This window comes from Marinilactibacillus sp. GCM10026970, assembly GCF_042660675.1.
Lineage (GTDB): Bacteria > Bacillota > Bacilli > Lactobacillales > Carnobacteriaceae_A > Marinilactibacillus.
In genome coordinates this window covers 44,742-62,248 of record NZ_JBHSUL010000031.1, presented here as the reverse complement: position 1 = coordinate 62,248, position 17,507 = coordinate 44,742, and the positions used below count along the sequence as shown (strand labels likewise).

The window sequence follows — 17,507 nt, the reverse complement described above, 5'->3', positions numbered from 1 at the left end:
TATCAAATTAGTGGTTTCATAAAATATATTCAAAATAAAGTTATCGCAAAATATTTTTAAAAGAAATCTATTATTCAATTATCAGACAATTACAAATCATAACTAGTTCTTTTTTTAACAGTCTTAGATAGCTACTTTTTAAGTTTTAAGGCTTTTTTGATTTCAGTTATGTCTTCTGTTTTGATAATGAGTACATCTTTTAACGATAATTGAGTTCTTTTAGCAAAGACATAAGCGTAACCAAAACCTCCAATAGCGTAACTGATTGTAGAAGAAATAGCCGCTCCATTGATTCCATAAATTGGAATCAGTAATACATTGAGAAGCACATTTACTATGATAGCTAAAATAAAAATACGAATCCCTACCAAAGGGTAACCTCTACCTGAAAGTGATGCGTGTAGTATTTGTATAATCACAACTAAGATAATTCCTGGAAGTAGTAAATTGATTACCTCAGAAGCTAATTGGAATTCATTTCCATAAATGAAAGGTACAATCCACTTAGAAGTCAGTACAAACAGTATTGAGCCGGTAACTAAAAAGACTAAAGACACTCTCAACAATTTTGCCGCCTTTTTTGCTGCGTCTATATCTGAAGTACTATTTGTACTGCTAGCAAAAAGCACCGTTCCTATAGCCGTTGGTAATTGCCAAATCAACTCTGATAAACCAACACCAACTGAGTAGATCCCAATTTCAGCAGCAGATACAAATCTTTCCAAAATTAATATATCGATTCTGTAATTGATATTGAGAATAAATAGAACCAAAGCAAAAACGATTCCTTTTCTAAAGAGCTTCTGCGGGAGACCTTTTTTGAAGTTCAGATTGAATTTCACTGTATCTTTCAGTGTCCAAAATGAATATAGTACGACAGAAGCCGAGGCTAGTAGCGTCGCAACTGCTGCTCCGTATACTCCCGTACTCAAAATCCATACAAGGATTACAACACCTATTAACCTTGAAAAAAAGGATATGATATGTCGTTTGTTCATGATCTCAATTTGTTGTTTGCCTTGATGAATCCCGTAATAGTAAGTTTCCAATATTTTAATCGGTACCAATGAAATGGCTATCGCAATTAGTCCCCAATTATACTGGGTTGTTGATGGAATCATGTAATACCCTAAAAGTATCAGGATTGAAACGATTGAAGCTAGTAACCATAAAACCAAGCTAGATGAAAATACTTCTTGAACGGTGTATTTTTTTTGCCCGATCATATAAGCTGATGATTGTCTGATCCCCATATCTGCTAAGTTAATAATTAAATTCGGTAAAACAAATAAAGCAGCTACAATCCCCCGACCTTCAGCTCCAAGTAATCTAGCTAAAAGCACCGAGATAATAAAACTGCCACCTAAATAAAACATTTTAGTAACGAATGTTAGAAAGATATCTTTCATTGTATTTCTTTTCATATGTTATACCTGCTTCTATTCATTTGATAGTTTGTTCCCATAACTTGTTTTTAAGATTTAAATTTAGTGTACGTTCTCGAAGCACTCAACCGTATTTTGTCCATTAAAGTAACAGACTTCAAGTCTCCTAGAACTTTTTTCATCTCTGGTTCGACTGAACTTTGCTGAAGGCCATTATAGATTGAAAGTAATTGCCTTTTTAGGAATGCTTTCTCATCAGTATCATATTGATCTGAGTGATAGGCTTTTTCAAGTAATTTGAATACCTCTAGATAAGAATTAAACGAACGCTTTTTATGGAAAGGTGTATTTTCAGTCATTGTAGAAGCTACTCGATATCTTCGATGATAAAAAGCCTGATTCAAATAAGACATTTTTTCACTGACAAGAAAGACTTTAGTTGTAAAGTATTCATCCTCATGCAAAATTGATTCCGGAAAACGAATACCTTTGTTCATGAGTAACGCTCGGCTAATCATGTATAAACATGGAGAAGCCGAATAAGCTTTTTGATTAGCTGAAAGTTTTTCTGATCCTTCATAAGTTTTTCCTGAATCTAGAACTTTAGAGAAATCGTACTGAACACTCTTTTCAAATAAGTCTCCTCCGTCAAAAAAGGATTGACCATTGAATCTAACCAAGTCGGACTGAGTTTCAAGAAGCTTATCTATTAACCTTTTTACTGTATCACTTTCAATCCAATCATCTGAATCTACGAATAGCAAGTATTCACCTGACGCCTTTTCAATACCTTGATTTCTAACGGCACCTTGGCCTTTGTTCAGTTTGTTTAAAGTCAGTTTAACTTTACTCTCGTATGGTTTTAATAAATACGGAGTAGCATCTGTCGATCCATCATCTATTACGATGACTTCAATATTTTTATAGGTTTGCGCTATAATCGAATCCAGGCATTCTTCAATATATCTTTCTACATTGTACGTGGGGACAATGATTGAAACGATTGGCTGATTCATACGAGACTCCTTGTTCTGATCAATATTTCAAAGGTACATTTAATGTATCTTTAAGATTTAAAAAAATTCTTTAACTTTTGAAAGGTCTTTGAGTAATTATTTGCTGAAGCGTTTCGTTTTTCCATAAGCTTGATAGCCATTAAATACCGTTCTTTTTGAATCCTTTGATGCAGTAAGTATCTGAAAGGATTCGATTCTTTTAAATCTTGTTTGATAACATATGCCCGAATGTGTTCTTCTTCGCATATCGCTCTAATCCACTCGACTTTTTCTTCTTCTGTCATTGGACAATCAGGATGCGTAATGTTTGCCAGTTCCAAATAAACCGGATGCCAGAATTCTTGTTTCAGTAAATCATTAAACTCTTTTTCTCGACCCCAGTGTTCTACTAGGTTCTTAAACTGAAGGGCAATATTTAACTCCATGACAAAACGGTCTTCCCGATATCGATTAACCGCAGACCCATTATGGGTTACGTAGTGATAGTATGGATTCCGATTAAAAGCTACAATTGAAATTTCTCTGTAGACTTTAAGGTTAAAAAGCGCATCTTGTCCTAATTTTTGATCGTCGAAACGAATCTTGTGCTGTTTCAAATAAGCACGTTTATACAATTTGTTCCATAATGCATAGGGCGTGAAATGATAAAAGTTACGAAAGTGATCACGAAACCCTTTTTGTGTATAAAAATGAGGCTGTCTTGGTAAAAAGGTCTCTCTTTCCCTAGGATTCCCTTCGACTTCTTTTGTATAACCAAATACGACGACTTCTGCATCTCTTTTCTCTGCTAATCGGTAGTTTTCTGCAAGCAAAGTTGGTTTGAAATAGTCATCTGGATCTGCGAAATAAATATATTTTCCCCTAGCGATTCTAAGACCAGCATTTCTGGCCTTCCCTGACCCTTGATTCTTTTGATGGATCACTTGAATCAATAAAGGTTCTTCTTCCGCAAACTGGTCGCAAATCTCTCCAGAGTTATCTGTGGAACCGTCATTGACGAGGATTAATTCGAAGTCCATCTTCGTCTGGTTTAAAGCAGACTGAATAGCCCTCGGCAGATGAGCTGAGACGTTATAAACTGGCATAATAATGGATACATCGAACATAATACCTCTCCTAACTATTGATAAACGGTTACTTCGCTTCTATTTTAAAGCAATTCTCTTAATTATAACATAGCTTTTTTAATCAAATTCAATTTTCGGAAAATATTTGATAACTTTTAATAACTGACCTCTGCTTAATTCAAAAAAGGATGGGACAAAACCATCCAAATAGAAGAAAGACGTCAAATCTAGGATATCTACCCCTTGATTTGACGGCTTTTCTACTTTTCTGATTTTACGAAACAACATTGATCAGAAACTTCTGTCCCAGCCTCTGAAATTATTCATTTTCTTACATTAAATTCGCATATTTCTAAAAGTTATTTAGACGTTCTTCAATGCTTGATGATACTGCAGCTGGTCCTCCGAAAATTGTATAACGTTCGAATGAGGATTGATCACTAAACGTTTTAAAGTTTTCAAGTGTTTTTTCATTATCTCTAACTAATGCTACACCTGTTCCTTCGATTCCAGCTAAAACAGATCCAGTTAAAGCGTCCGCAAAGTTCGTTCCAGTCGCAACGTATAGATTATCTCCATTGATATCCATCATTTCAAGTACCGCTAAATTGGTATCGTATCTAGTATCTCCAGCAATACGAGTTGTAGCTGTTCCTGATTTTTCAATCGTACTTTCAACTTCACTACTAACGGCAGCTTCTCCACCAATGAACATAACTTGTTCGTAGTCAGTAAGTGTATTTTCTAGTTCTTCTGAAAGTGTATTGGTTCTTGAGAGGTAGATTGGCATACCTTCTTGACTAGCATACGAAGCAATACTCAATGCATCGGCAAAGTTTTGTCCACTTACAACGATGGCTTCTTCTGAAGAAGTTCTATTAGAAACTTCTCTAGAGATTAACCTAGCTGTTTCGTAACGATTTTCTCCAGCGATTCTTCTAGTATAAATACCGTTTCTTCCAAGTTGTTGGTTAACTTGTCTACCAACAGCATTATCTCCACCAAGGATTACAGCACGTGTAGCACCTAATCTCTGGATTTCTTCCATTACAACATCGTCCAGTTTATCATTACGGCTTAAAAGAATGGGTGCATCTAACTCAGCCGCCAAAGGCGCTCCAGCAAGAGCATCGGCGAATTCAAATCCATTCGCAATGACCACGACATCCGAACGCTCCCATCCAGCTTTACTAGTTTCAACAGCTGTATCAAATCTCTTTTCACCAGCAATTCTAGAAACTTTGATTTCTGGATCCTCAGGAACTTCTGGCGTTTCAGGTTCTTCTGGTACTTCTGTTTCGTCAGAGTCAGCGAAGGCAATTTGAACGATTACTGGATCGTGATCGCTTGCTCTTCCAGATTCATCCGTGAAATCAGCATTAATTTTAAGCATATCGATTTTTGTATTTTCTGCTAAGTGGTTTGATACTAAAATATGGTCAAGTACCTGTGAACTTCCTTGGTATACATAAGAATAACGTTCTTCAAGCGGCACTGAGTTGACCATATTTGTCAGATAGTCTCCTTCGTGAATTTTCAGGGCATCTGTCCACTGGAAGTCATTGAAATCACCCATTGAGACAATATTCGCATCTGGATTATCTGTTGATACTTCTTCAACAAATGCTGTAACAGCTTCTGCAATCCCTTTACGTTTTACTTCACTACCATATTCAATCGGCTGATTTTGTCCGAAAGTCGCATCATCTCCACGTTTAGAATTCCAGTGGTTAATGATTGTAATCACTTGTTCTCCCTGGAAGTCAAATTGAGCAGCTAGTGGTTTTCTTGAATTACTGAAAACTGGGTTTTCTGGGTCAATACGGCCAGGATTTACTGTCATATTTCCATCCTCGTAACCTGCAGCTGTTGTAGCGTCTCCTTTTTCAATCGAATCTACAAAAGATACTCGTTCAGGATTATAGATAAAACCAACTTGTATATTCGCATTTGGTTGTCCACCATCTTGGTTCATTACAGGATCGATATTAACGTATTCGTATTTAGTACCTGATGCTGCAAAGATAGCGTCAATCAATCTTTCGTAAGATTGATCTGCTTCGGGTCCTCCAGCACTTGGCCCATCGTTATCTTGTACCTCTGTTAAACCAACGATGTCGGGACTGTTCAAGTCATTTCCAATCGCATTTGCCAGTCTTTCAGCTTTTTCATTAGAAGTCTGACTTGTCGTCGCAGCAAAGTTTTCAAGGTTATATGATGCAACAGTTAACTGATCTTCAACAGATTCAATCGTTGTTTGTTGAGGTTGATTGTTTGCAGGTTGATGAATAGCTTCCATATCTGCTAAGTCTGTATAAATCTTGTAGTTGCCGTAATCATACATCACAACACCTGTTAGTGTTCCTTCAAATTTATCTCCCGTTAGAACGTTAAAGTCTCTAGCTGCATTGTTTGGTTGAGGACGGAACCCGATTCTTTCAGGATTCAAATCATCTTCTTTGAGTAAAATTCCACCATTTACAGTTTCTGCTTCGTGAGAATCTAAAACAGTCACAACATCACCATGGTCTTGCGGTGAGACAGCTCTCACATCACTCACTTCTACGCGCATCGCTTCCATGGCTTCCCAGAAGTCGATGGCATAAAGTTCAGGATTAAATTCTTCAAATCCAAGTGGTGAAATCACTTCGTCAGGTACTTCGTCAATGACGATGGCTTCAGGTAATTCCATACCTGTTTCAATAATTTCTACTGATCCACCACGGTCATCTCTGGCGTTGATTTGTGTGACTGATAAATCTGTGTCTTCTTTTTCTGAAAATCCATCAATATAATACTCACTGACTTGACCAGTTACCGCAACATGATCTCCGACATTGATGTCAGGAGCGAAGTTACGTCCTCCAAGGTATACGACAATGGCTTCCGAAGTATTACGATCTCCATCTCTTAAGTCATCTTCCGTTTGAACATGTGCATATACAGCACCTCTAATTTCATACTTGTACGTTACGATTCCGCGAACATCATTAACCGTTTGTCCATCAAATGGTGAGACATGTCCCGGTCCTTGAATATCATGAATCATAATTCCTGTTTCCGCATCATAAACCGTATAGTTAAATTCTGCAATTGAACTTAATTCTGCATCTTCTCTAACAGCAATTGCTTTAAGACTAATATCTTCTGTTAATTCAATCGGTTCAGTATATAATGTCGAGTCTATTGAAGGCTCAGAACCATCTGTTGTGTAATAGATGTCTACATTTTCGGAACGAGAAGACAATTGAATTTTTGTTCCGCTAGCTACCGTTCCAGAATTTACGTTGGCTTGTGGCGCTTGAACAATTGATGAATCTAATAATACGTCATTGATTGAGCGAGGAATAACTTGCCACGTATTGTTGAAAAATTGAACGATACCCGCTACAGTTTCATAGGTTTCCCCTACTTGGATATCTAGTTCATTTCTTTCGTCTCTTAATACAAATTCTGTTCCATCAGCACGAACCGTATAGTTTGTTGATGTCTCAGATCCTCCAGCTGCAGAAATAATCTCCACGTTTTCAAGCTCAATAAGTCTGGATTCATTTTCTAAAGCTACTTGAGAACCAGTAATCTTTCTTGGTTGAACAGCTTCTGCATCTTCCGTTTCAAGTACCGTAATATTTTGTAATTGTAAAAGATTATTGTATTGACTGATATTGCCTCTAACTGTGATTTGTTGTCCGACTTCAGCTTGAACCGCACTCGCAGGGAAAATAGCGAATGCACCCGTTTCATCTTCGAACTGTACCGTGTTGTTTAGTTTAGCTGTTATAACGCCTTGTACCAGTACTTCATTTCCAGTTCCCAAAGTTCTAGCATCAGCCATTGAAATCAGTGAAAGTTCTTCTTCTGGCTCTCCAGGTACGGTTGGATTTGCTTCTCCAGGTACGCCTGTCATTAAATGGGATCCTAAATAATTGAAAGTGTCCTGAGGATACTCTGTCCATTCATTCGCTGGGTCGAATGCATCTGTTTCGACAGTTTTCCCTGACAGTACATCCTGATTTCTAACTAATGTTACGTCTTTTCCCCAATCGATTTGTTCTCCAACTTGACCAAATGAATCAATCACTTGTCCATTATTTCTAAGTACAAGAGCGTCGTCACCATTATAACCTGTTACGCCACCATTTTGAATATCTGCATAAGCAAGCAATGCTTCTGAAGCTCTAGGGTTAACAATGACTAATGTCTCTCCATGTTCAAGAACTCCTTGTAGTTGATAAGTAGAATTGGGATCTGTGTTTCCATTTGGATATAATTCGACTTGATATCCATCAAGATCTACTGTACTTCCTGTGCCATTGTAAATTTCAAAAGCTTTATTGTTACTAGATCCTTCTACATATGTAGAAAATATTAAACTATCGGCATAAACCGCTTCTTCCGCCAACGTCCCGCTTTCTGTTGTTCCAATTTCACTAGCTGTCACTGCGACTACATTCATTGGCACAGACGTTGCAAGCAACGAGGCCGTTAATGCAGAAGTAATTGTTTTCTTTAACATAAAACTCTCCTTTGTTTATCAAGTATACTGATCGCCTCCATAAGTGTAACAAATATTCATGTTAATGTTTAGAAAATATTTCGTTAATTTGTAAATTAAATGTAAATATAACTCCTAATCCGAGATATTAAACGCCTATAAGCATACGAATTTCAAACCATACCAGATATTGTTCGTTAAATAACCAAAGGAGACTGGGACAAAGTCTCTGATTAATATTGTTTTGTAAAATTAGACAAGTAGAATAGCCGTCAAAACAAGGGATAAATATCCTAGGTTTGACGGCTTTCTTCTATTTGGCTAGTTTGGTCCAAGCCTTCTCAATATACTAATGCTCATTTCTTTTTATTCGTGGAACCAACTATTTTACAATACCTTGTAAAACGTCTTTGAACACAGCTTCAAAGCGAATCATATTCATCGACATAAAACGAATCATTTTTGGCCAGTCCTCTCGATTAAAAGCATTTACACCTTCTAATTTAAAAGCTATTCTACAACCTTTTTTATCCTCTAGGCGTTGCCAATTAAGACTATTTTTAAAAGCTGCTTCTATTTCGTCTTTCTTTGAATATAATTGATCGAATAAAAATTTATTGTCTTCCTTACTTCCTCTACCAATGTATAGCTCAACATGACAAAACTTTTTAGTAATAACAAACGAGTATGACATCCCACTATACCCACTTCCACAACTAATCCAATTATCTTTTGAAGGACTTATATTTGAAAATAAAGGTGATTTTTGATTCATCTCTTTTAATAGTTGATTCCAGAATTCAAGTCTAATTACATGCCTTGATTGCTTATCTTCTTTTGTTGTAAGTTGTTCTTGCTTCTTTTGTCCGATTTTTATCAAGTAGTCTTCTGCATCAATAATCGGTATGATTTGTTCAGTATCTAAAAATATCTGATTCTTATATTCATAAGGTGTTACCTTTATACATTTCACCTTAATATTATGATCTAACAACCACATAGCCGTAGAAGTTACTTCTTTTCTAAAATTAGCCGCAACCATAATAATCCTTTGATCATCATTATTTAATTCTATTTCACTATAATCTTCTGCTTCCAAAAACTCACATAATTCATCTTCAGCAAGTTGTTTATTGCCTATACTATCTAAGTACTTCTGGAAAATTTCTCGAATGTCGCTTTTAGCCAGTCCCGAACAGTATGAAGCATACTTCAATGATTGCCACACTACATCTTTACCGCTATCGTCCAGTTTATTTTCAACAATTACGAGATTACCAGATTCGTCTAAAGCCAATAAATCTAATCGTTCTCTCGTATCATCAAAGCTACTAAATTCTTTTTGTATAACAAGCAATCTTTCTCCTAATAAATTTGTGTTCTTACAAATCCATTCTTGAAGATGAGCTCTCTCTTTAAATTTTAGTTCTTGAAAAGACATTTTATTTAAAGGAATTGCTTCGTTCTTTTCTCGATCAATTAAAAACAAATTATTTCTCCCCTTAAGTAGTTTATTCACATTATAACTTTAATAAATGTCGTCCGTTGTATTTTTTTAAAGTATATATTACTTTTTAAGAATTAGATAGTTGTGATCTTATCCTTTTACAGAATGCATCTTTTATGAACTTATGGTAGAATGAATTGAACTTTAAAAGGGGTTACAATTGATCCCTTTTATTTTATTGCTACATACAAATAAAGGAGCGATACTATGGCGATATTAGTTACAGGCGGTGCGGGATACATTGGTTCTCACACAGTTATTGAGTTATTGAATGAAAATCATGAAGTGGTCATCGTTGATGATTTTTCTAATTCAAAACCAGAAGTCTTGAACCGAATCAAGGAACTTTCTGGAAAAGACTTTGTGTTCCATGAAGCTGATGTTTCTGATAAACAAGCACTCGCTAAGATTTTTGAACAACATGATCTTGAGGCTGTGATTCACTTCGCTGGTTACAAGGCTGTTGGCGAATCCGTAGCTGAACCATTGAAGTATTATCATAATAATCTACTCAGCTCAATTGTATTAATGGAGCTGATGAATGAATATAACGTTAAAAACATCGTATTCAGCTCGAGTGCAACCGTTTATGGCATGAACAATCAAGCACCGTTTACTGAGGATATGCCTCTTTCAACAACAAATCCTTATGGAACGACTAAATTATTTATCGAACAATTTATTCAAGATCAAGTTGCGGCTGATCCATCATGGAGTGCAGCCCTACTACGCTACTTTAACCCAATTGGTGCTCATGAATCTGGTCGCATCGGTGAAGATCCAAATGATATTCCAAATAACTTGATGCCTTATATCACGCAAGTGGCTGTTGGAAAGCGTGAAAAATTAGCAGTTTTTGGAAATGATTACGATACTGAAGACGGTACGGGCGTTAGAGATTACATCCACGTTAAGGACTTGGCGAAAGGTCATATTCGTGCGGTAGAAAGTGTACTAGAGTCTATCGGTGGAGCTGAAGCTTACAATCTAGGTACTGGTGTTGGCTACTCTGTTCTGGATGTGGTGAAAGCATTTGAAACAGCGAATGACGTAGAGGTTCCTTACGAAATCGTTGATCGTCGTCCTGGAGATATCGCAACAAGTTATGCGGATTCTAAAAAAGCGCACGAGAAACTGAACTGGGCTGCGGAACTGGGCTTGGAAGATATGTGTCGCGACTCTTGGAACTGGCAAAAAAATAACCCTAATGGGTATGCATAAATAACAAAGGACGAAGCTGATGGCTTCGTCCTTTGTTTGTTTGAAAATACAATGACCTTATGTTATTTTGAGGAAACCTAGCGCTGTTAACTCTATAAATTTTTAGTAGCTAAAAAGTAAAGGAGGTCAAATCAATGAACCAGGAAATGCTTTATACGATTGAACAAGATGCTAAACGTTTAGAAAAGACCTTGAGAGAATTGGGAGTTTTTATCAATCACAACTACTTTAGAGCTGTAAAAGGATCACACCCTTTTATACATGACCCTTCCGGTTTAGGTATATTTGAAAGACGATTCTTTTTTAAATTCTATTACTTGGTTTTCACTACAGATCAATTGATTATACTTGATACTGTTTATTTTGAAGAACCAATTGACGATCATGTTACTAAAATCAACTACTCTGATTTAGAAGAGTTCGCCTTAAAGAGATACATTTCAAATGATTACATACAGTTTAATTATGGAAATAAAGCCTACTATTTTTACACTAAATACGCAAGTTGGGTTTATACTATATTGGGTGAAACCACCTATAGCATGAACTATACGCTTTTGAAAGAACGAAATTTCATGGGTCTAATTAAGTAAATAATCTAAATCTACCACTCTCCTTTTAGTTTTAAGTAAAAAACCAAGTAAACTTAGCTTTCGCTTTGCCTACTCGGTCTCTGCTTTCCTCTTATACAATTGATTCATTCACATGATACTTAAGAATGTTTTCATCTATTATCACGGTATTTTTTTGGTCAGTACTATACGTTTTACTCCAAGGACTATCTTTTGAATGTGTTAAAGTAACCAACTGATTAGCCGTATAGCTTTCATAGTGGTCGATTGTGTTCAAAATGGATTCGATTGCTTCCTCTCCTTTATTTGAATTAGAGAGTTTCATGAGTAGTGGCGGTACTACTGTATCCTTTACACAGAAAGCATATTTCTCGCTATCCGTTATTTCCTCAGCGCCGTATTTTTTGAATAGTTGATAAACTTTTTCTACTATGGGTCCATATTTATAAGAGACAATATCATCCTTAAATAGGGGTTCTTTATATCGGCTAAGATAATCAGCATAAGCGAGATAAAGCAGTTTTTGCAATTTTAAGTGCGACATAGATTTCAGTGCTAAAATAAATGTAGCAACGTCCATTGCGTAAATTTCCTTATCTTCCTCTAACATTCTAAATAACTCATCTTCGTTTTCTGTTGCTAAGACATCTTCGAAAAAAGAATCTTTCTCTACTACTGATTCCCAATCCTTACTATGAGTAGTCAATTTGTGCACCCCGAAGAATGTACTACCTTGTTTTTCTGCATTCTTCATAAACTGTCGAATTCTTTCTTTATCTAATTTTTCGTCTGAGGGATAGTGCCAAGCAATTCTTTTTCCATTTACAAAGTCACTCGCTATGGCTATATAATGATAGAACACTATATTTCTCTCCTTTCAGGGTTACTGTCGTTTTTATACACATCTGGCCATTTTGTGTACTCCCTTTTAACTTTATGCCTTTTGTGGGATTCCTCATTACTTACACTGTCTTCTTTAGACCAAATCTGGAGTTCCTAAGGAAAATATATATTTTTTTCGTTTTTAAAGTAAAGATGTGTTGCAATGTATTCATCTTATATTTTTTAACTTTTCTTAGATTGTATTGCTTACACAATCGTGTAATACACTCATTAAAGAAAGCTTCATCATGATTGATATTTTCAAATATGATTCTAATACCAAAGATATCATTCATACACTTATAAATAGGTATAACACCTGTACCCTCTTTACTAGTCTTCTTTCCATAGTGAATCAACTTGTTGACTATCGAATCCTTCTGCTTAATTCTCGTTCTAACGTCGAAATCTTTGTAGTCAAATTCATATTCAATATCAATAGTCTCAATGTTTAAAATATGACTACAAAGTTGAACAGAACCAAAAAGTTTCTGTCGGTGATCCACTTTTAACTGTAGATTTGGATTTTGTTTCTAGCAAAGGTTTTGATACGGTCACTCCAATTGTCGTGATTAATACTGCAGACTATGGTGATATTTTGAATTTATCAAATGCAGAAGTCAACACTGGTGATCGTTTAATTAAAATCATTATTTAATTTATAATTTGATATCTCCAAGCCCGCGATTTTACTATAAAAAAGTAAAATCGTGGGTTTTTCTATGGATTTTATCATTCTTTTACAGCTGTTCAATCTGAATTAAGTTTTCAATCTTTTGCGTTTTCACTTCACCGTCACGTGCGAAGTTCCCCCAGATTTCTCTCAGTTGTTTTCCTTGATCATGAAAGGTTGCCCAGTCGGTTCCTTCAAGTAACGGTCCATGTTCCCAGATAGTTCGGTCTTCAAATAGAAAGGGAATTTCTGAAGCGTGACCGCCTTTGAATTTGTTTCCTGGTGCCCCCCAGCTGACTTTGTATTGGTAGACTCTTCCCCCACTCTCTGCATGCCTTTTGGCAAATTGCTTTACACCCATTCGGTAAATTTTATGCGTAAGGATTCTAATCAAGGATTCTTTGATCAAAGGTATCGCGAGCAGCTTCTGATAGCTTTTGATTAATGGAATGAACGAGGTAATCTCTCGACTATTTGATCCAATCAGGACATCGATTCGCTGCGCTGCTTTCTGCCAAGCTTTTAAAGTTTCTGCTTCATCAGGTAATGGATACTTACCATACTGCACACCAAAAGCCATCGACGATTTCAGTCCAAATGATTTGGCCTTTTCGAGTACCTCCCTTTGTTTTTCTAGAATCGTATCCATATCCGCGTCATCCGAAAGCGTCTTTACAGCTTCTCGCATCGCCTTCCTCATCTCCTTTCGATTTTGCAGAAGACCGAAAGGGGCGCTCTGGATAATGGCGCGATTGAACAAGCCTTCTGTGCCTTCAGCAATCATTAAATGAGCCACTGCATCCCCACCTGCTGACTCTCCAAAAACCGTAATGTTTTCTGGGTCTCCACCAAATGCCTGAATCGACATTTTAATCCATTTCAGGGCTTCAATCTGGTCCAGTAGTCCTAGATTTGCAGGTTCGAGATATCCGAGAAGGCCAAGTCGGTAGGTGACAGTCACAACGATGACTTGCTGTTCTTTGACCAGTATGGCGGGATCATAAATTGGATGGTCGCCGGCGCCGTTTAGATACGAACCGCCATGGATCCACACCATTACAGGTAAATGATCGGTCGGTTGAGTCCCTATTGGCATCGTAATGGATAAATTTTGGCAGTGCTCACTAGTCGTCAGTTTTCGAGGCAGTTCGCTAATAAATTGCTCGGTAAAAGGGTCATCTGACTGCGGACTAGCGGGTGCCCAGCTTGTCGCTTGAATGGTTTTTTCTGAGCGTTTTATAGGGAGTGGCTTGCTGAACCTTTTGGCATGGGCATAAGGGATGCCGCTTGCATGGAGTACGCCTTTCTTGCGATCGGTCCAACCGATGATTTTTCCACTAGCGCACGTCCATGCTGGCTGATTTTCTTTTTCCTTCACTTCACTCGTACTCCATTTCTGTCTCTTAATTTCTATGTATATTTTCAGCTTAGAGATTTTTCTGTTTCTGGTCAACCGTCTTATGATTTTCCATTAATTTCGCTAAGCCCAAGGCGGCAAGGAACGCTAGCCGTTCCTAATTTCAATGCCTTTTTCCGATGACCTTTGGTTATTCATGTGACTCAGTGGTTTTATATTTTTGAGTCTCAACAATATGGGCGTTATTGTTGGGGCTCGGTGGTTTCGTCTTCTTGAGTTACAACAATATTGGGTTTATTCTTGTAACTCAGTGGTTTCACCTACTTAAGTTACAACAATAGAGCGTTCATTCTCTCGACTCGCGGGTTTCACCTTCTTGAGTTACAACAATAGTCTTAGATTGCGGTCCAGCTACTTCATGCTTGGCTCATCCCCATTCCTTATCTCCAACTTCCAGACCGAACACTGGCCACAAGACGCAAAAAAAACCGAGTATGCTTGGCCTGGGCTTTGCGTACTCGGTTTTCATTTTGACTAACGGATCGTGCTTTTTGAGTTAATTTAATTCTGGCCAGTATCCTTTATTCGCTTCAATCATCTCGTCTAATACTTGTTTTGCTAAATAAGCAGAATTAACTGACTGATTAAGTGTGAATGCTTGTAGTGCTTTCTGGTAAGAACCTTCAAAATAAGCATCTACTAGCAACTTCTCAGCAGCAACTTGCGCTTCCATCAGACCTTTATGAAAATCAATGATGGGATCTAGCGCAATCGGTTCTATCCCAGTTGCCCCAATATAAGCAGGCACTTCAACGACTGCATCTTGTCTCAAGTTTGGGATGGAACCTCTATTAGGTGTGATCACCATAAAGCGTCTATGCTCGTCATTCAGCAAAGAAGTCGCAATATCTACAATGTAGTTTCCGTGTTCTCCAAAGTTGAAGTTCAAAACGTTTTCCGTTTCACCATCACGAATTTTTCGTGCCATTTCTCGCGTGTTCTTTTCTCTACCTTCCATAACCATGTTCGCACGTGTGTAGGATGGGTCTGATTTTTCAACAACTACGTCTGGGAACAAGTAGTATTCTAGATAATTGTTAGGAAGATAGTCCGGGAAGTATTCAACCATGGTTGACATCATTTTAAAGGCTTCTGCCCAAGTTTGGTCCCCTTCGTTAAACTCCGCAACATTCATTGATTTGGCGCGCATTTTTTCGATAATTTCCGGCATAACATCGCGACCTAAAGACTTATCGTAAATTTCTGTATACCAACCATAATGATTGAGTCCGAAATAAGTTGGAACCCAGTTTTTTCTATCATAATCATAATTTTCAGCGATTGTTTCTTCGATTGAAATCGTCATATCACAGACATTGATCATTCTAATACCCGGATACACTCTTCGAATTGCTTCTCCTACAAGCGTCTCAGGATTTGTGTAGTTCAGCACCCATGCGTCTGGCGCATATTCTTGGATATATCCTACGAGTTCTAAAATGCCTTTGATGGATCTTAGGCCATAGGCAAATCCACCTAATCCACAGGTTTCTTGGCCTACTAATCCATATTTTAATGGAATTTTCTCGTCCTGTTCACGCATCTTAAGTCCACCGACTCGAATTTGTGAAAAGATGAAATCAGCTCCTGAGAAAGCTTCTTCTGGATTCTCCGTTGTGATTAACTCAATATCGGTCTGATTCTGTTCGATCAGTAATTGATTGATGATTAGACCCATATCTTCATTTCTCTTAGAATCATTATCATATAATCTGATTTCTGCCATTGGGAACCGTTCGATATGTGATAGTATAGCCGATGTGATTCCTGGCGTATACGTACTTCCGCCTCCTGCAATTACGATGTTTAATTTTTTCATGATACTCTCCTTCTTTGATTCAGTTTTAAGCTTCCATGATTTTGTTGACTTCGTTCATGACGTTCGTTACTTCAGGACCGATAATGATTTGGTAATTCGTATCGGACGGCTTGACGATTCCACTGACACCGGTTTGTCTGATACGTTCTTCATCTACCAGCGTTGAGTCAACAACTGTGACTCTTAAGCGCGTGATACAATTATAAGCATCTTCGATATTAGCGGTTCCACCTAAAGAGTCGACTAGTTTTTTAGCGAGATAGCTATAGTTGCTGGTGCTGAGTCCGAGGTCTTTTTCTTCTTCGGTCGTATTTTCTGTAAAGACTTTTTCGTCTTCTCTACCAAGTGTTTTCAGCTTGAATTTTGTAATTACAAAATAGAATGTAAAGTAATACAGTGCGAAGAATACGAGCCCGACCGGTATGATTAATATGGCATTGCGACCGATTGAGAAGTTGAGTACATAATCGATTAGAGATGCTCCAAACGAAAAACCTAGACGGATATCCAACATGTAGGTTACCATTCCGGCTATTCCAGCAAACACAGAGTGGATCAGGTATAAAACTGGTGCAACGAACATAAAGGTAAATTCAACGGGCTCTGTGATATTGGTTATAAACGCTGTAGCTGCGCCACTACCCATAATACCTTTGACGCGCTCTTTGTTTTCTTTTCTGGATGCTCTATAAATCGCCAAACAGATTGCAGGTACACCAAACATCATAACCACAAAAAATCCCGCCAGGAATAAACCAGCTGATGGATCTCCATTCAGAAATCTTGGAATCTCTCCTTGTACGACTTCTCCGTTCGCTGTTGTGAAGCTACCTAAATCAAAATAGACGTAGGAGTTGATAACGTGGTGCAATCCAAGTGGAATGAGTAGTCGATTCAAGAACATGAATAGACCTACACCAAATGCCCCCATGCCAACCCAACTTTGTGCGAATGTATCTAAAGCGTTTTGTACGGGCGGCCAGATGAATCCAAAAACAACAGCTACCGCAATAGTGAAAATCATGACCATTGTGAGTGGGAACCGTTCTCCTGCAAAGAAAGCGAAGATCTGTGGTAATTGTTGGTCTTTGAAGCGGTTATAAGTCCAACTTGCTAATCCCCCGGCAATAATCCCTCCGAATATCCCCATATCGATTTCAGGATTCATAATCATTAATCCTTGTCGTAGTGTTAGAATAGACAAAACCGCTGTTAGTGCCGGCATCCCCTTATCTTTTGCTTTAGCGAATCCGAAGACGACCCCGATAGCGAATAAGATATCTAGGTTACCGAAAACCGCATTTCCGGCAGCTGTTAAAACCGGTAGATTTAAAAAGTCATCCGAAGCAATTCTCAGAAGTATCCCTGCTAACGGCATCGCAGATACAGGTATGAGCATGGACCTTCCGAGTTTTTGTATTCCGTTTTTCAAGTTATTCATTGTTTCTCCCCC

11 protein-coding genes and 1 pseudogene are annotated in these 17,507 nt (G+C 37.6%); 3 read left to right on the top strand and 9 right to left on the bottom strand.

The features are described from left to right. Positions 1-131: 131 nt before the first annotated feature. The 5 genes from ACFP65_RS09275 to ACFP65_RS09255 form a co-directional block, all read right to left on the bottom strand. A complete protein-coding gene (locus ACFP65_RS09275; protein ID WP_379917956.1) occupies positions 132-1,424 on the bottom strand; it encodes a flippase in 1,293 nt (430 codons plus the stop codon). Between the two features lie 50 nt (positions 1,425-1,474). Further along, the gene (locus ACFP65_RS09270; RefSeq protein WP_379917955.1) at positions 1,475-2,401 is read right to left on the bottom strand and encodes a glycosyltransferase family 2 protein; all 927 of its coding nucleotides are present in this window, start codon (positions 2,399-2,401) and stop codon (positions 1,475-1,477) included. 50 nt (positions 2,402-2,451) lie between these two features. Further along, positions 2,452-3,507: a glycosyltransferase family 2 protein gene (locus tag ACFP65_RS09265; RefSeq protein ID WP_379917953.1), complete on the bottom strand. Its 1,056-nt coding sequence runs from the start codon at positions 3,505-3,507 to the stop codon at positions 2,452-2,454. A gap of 313 nt (positions 3,508-3,820) precedes the next feature. Further along, positions 3,821-7,984, bottom strand: a complete 4,164-nt coding sequence (locus ACFP65_RS09260; protein WP_379917951.1) for a cell wall-binding repeat-containing protein — start codon at positions 7,982-7,984, stop codon at positions 3,821-3,823. 361 nt (positions 7,985-8,345) lie between these two features. Then, the gene (locus tag ACFP65_RS09255) at positions 8,346-9,452 is read right to left on the bottom strand and encodes a DUF4268 domain-containing protein (RefSeq protein ID WP_379917949.1); all 1,107 of its coding nucleotides are present in this window, start codon (positions 9,450-9,452) and stop codon (positions 8,346-8,348) included. A gap of 225 nt (positions 9,453-9,677) precedes the next feature. Between ACFP65_RS09255 and galE the strand changes: the two genes are divergently transcribed. Both galE and ACFP65_RS09245 read left to right on the top strand, forming a co-directional pair. Next, positions 9,678-10,691 (top strand): UDP-glucose 4-epimerase GalE, encoded by a 1,014-nt coding sequence (galE, locus tag ACFP65_RS09250; RefSeq protein ID WP_379917947.1) that lies wholly within the window; start codon positions 9,678-9,680, stop codon positions 10,689-10,691. 134 nt (positions 10,692-10,825) lie between these two features. Continuing rightward, a complete protein-coding gene (locus ACFP65_RS09245) occupies positions 10,826-11,284 on the top strand; it encodes a hypothetical protein (protein ID WP_379917945.1) in 459 nt (152 codons plus the stop codon). Positions 11,285-11,375: 91 nt separating this feature from the next. On the opposite strand, the gene ACFP65_RS09240 is transcribed toward ACFP65_RS09245, so the two are convergent. Continuing rightward, positions 11,376-12,125 carry a Panacea domain-containing protein gene (locus ACFP65_RS09240; protein ID WP_379917943.1) on the bottom strand — a complete coding sequence of 250 codons (750 nt, stop codon included), beginning with the start codon at positions 12,123-12,125 and terminating at the stop codon, positions 11,376-11,378. A 489-nt stretch (positions 12,126-12,614) separates the two neighbouring features. On the opposite strand from ACFP65_RS09240, the pseudogene ACFP65_RS09235 reads away from it, so the two are divergent. Next, positions 12,615-12,803 (top strand): annotated as a pseudogene (locus ACFP65_RS09235) (PTS glucose transporter subunit IIA); the annotation flags it as partial. Positions 12,804-12,885: 82 nt separating this feature from the next. Here the strand turns inward: ACFP65_RS09235 and ACFP65_RS09230 are convergent. The 3 genes from ACFP65_RS09230 to ACFP65_RS09220 all read right to left on the bottom strand — a co-directional run bounded on the left by ACFP65_RS09230 (position 12,886) and on the right by ACFP65_RS09220 (position 17,495). Next, positions 12,886-14,196 carry a carboxylesterase family protein gene (locus tag ACFP65_RS09230; protein ID WP_379917942.1) on the bottom strand — a complete coding sequence of 437 codons (1,311 nt, stop codon included), beginning with the start codon at positions 14,194-14,196 and terminating at the stop codon, positions 12,886-12,888. A 535-nt stretch (positions 14,197-14,731) separates the two neighbouring features. Further along, positions 14,732-16,054 carry a maltose-6'-phosphate glucosidase gene (locus tag ACFP65_RS09225; RefSeq protein ID WP_379917940.1) on the bottom strand — a complete coding sequence of 441 codons (1,323 nt, stop codon included), beginning with the start codon at positions 16,052-16,054 and terminating at the stop codon, positions 14,732-14,734. Positions 16,055-16,079: 25 nt separating this feature from the next. Further along, the gene (locus tag ACFP65_RS09220; protein ID WP_379917938.1) at positions 16,080-17,495 is read right to left on the bottom strand and encodes a PTS transporter subunit EIIC; all 1,416 of its coding nucleotides are present in this window, start codon (positions 17,493-17,495) and stop codon (positions 16,080-16,082) included. Positions 17,496-17,507: the final 12 nt, after the last annotated feature.

What these genes read in the sequence shown, in the direction of transcription:
- ACFP65_RS09270 (WP_379917955.1), bottom strand. Translation starts at nt 2,401, where the DNA reads ATGAATCAGCCAATCGTTTCAATCATTGTCCCCACGTACAATGTAGAA.
- ACFP65_RS09260 (WP_379917951.1), bottom strand. Translation starts at nt 7,984, where the DNA reads ATGTTAAAGAAAACAATTACTTCTGCATTAACGGCCTCGTTGCTTGCA.
- ACFP65_RS09220 (WP_379917938.1), bottom strand. Translation starts at nt 17,495, where the DNA reads ATGAATAACTTGAAAAACGGAATACAAAAACTCGGAAGGTCCATGCTC.
- ACFP65_RS09275 (WP_379917956.1), bottom strand. Translation starts at nt 1,424, where the DNA reads ATGAAAAGAAATACAATGAAAGATATCTTTCTAACATTCGTTACTAAA.
- ACFP65_RS09265 (WP_379917953.1), bottom strand. Translation starts at nt 3,507, where the DNA reads ATGTTCGATGTATCCATTATTATGCCAGTTTATAACGTCTCAGCTCAT.
- ACFP65_RS09245 (WP_379917945.1), top strand. Translation starts at nt 10,826, where the DNA reads ATGAACCAGGAAATGCTTTATACGATTGAACAAGATGCTAAACGTTTA.
- galE (WP_379917947.1), top strand. Translation starts at nt 9,678, where the DNA reads ATGGCGATATTAGTTACAGGCGGTGCGGGATACATTGGTTCTCACACA.
- ACFP65_RS09225 (WP_379917940.1), bottom strand. Translation starts at nt 16,054, where the DNA reads ATGAAAAAATTAAACATCGTAATTGCAGGAGGCGGAAGTACGTATACG.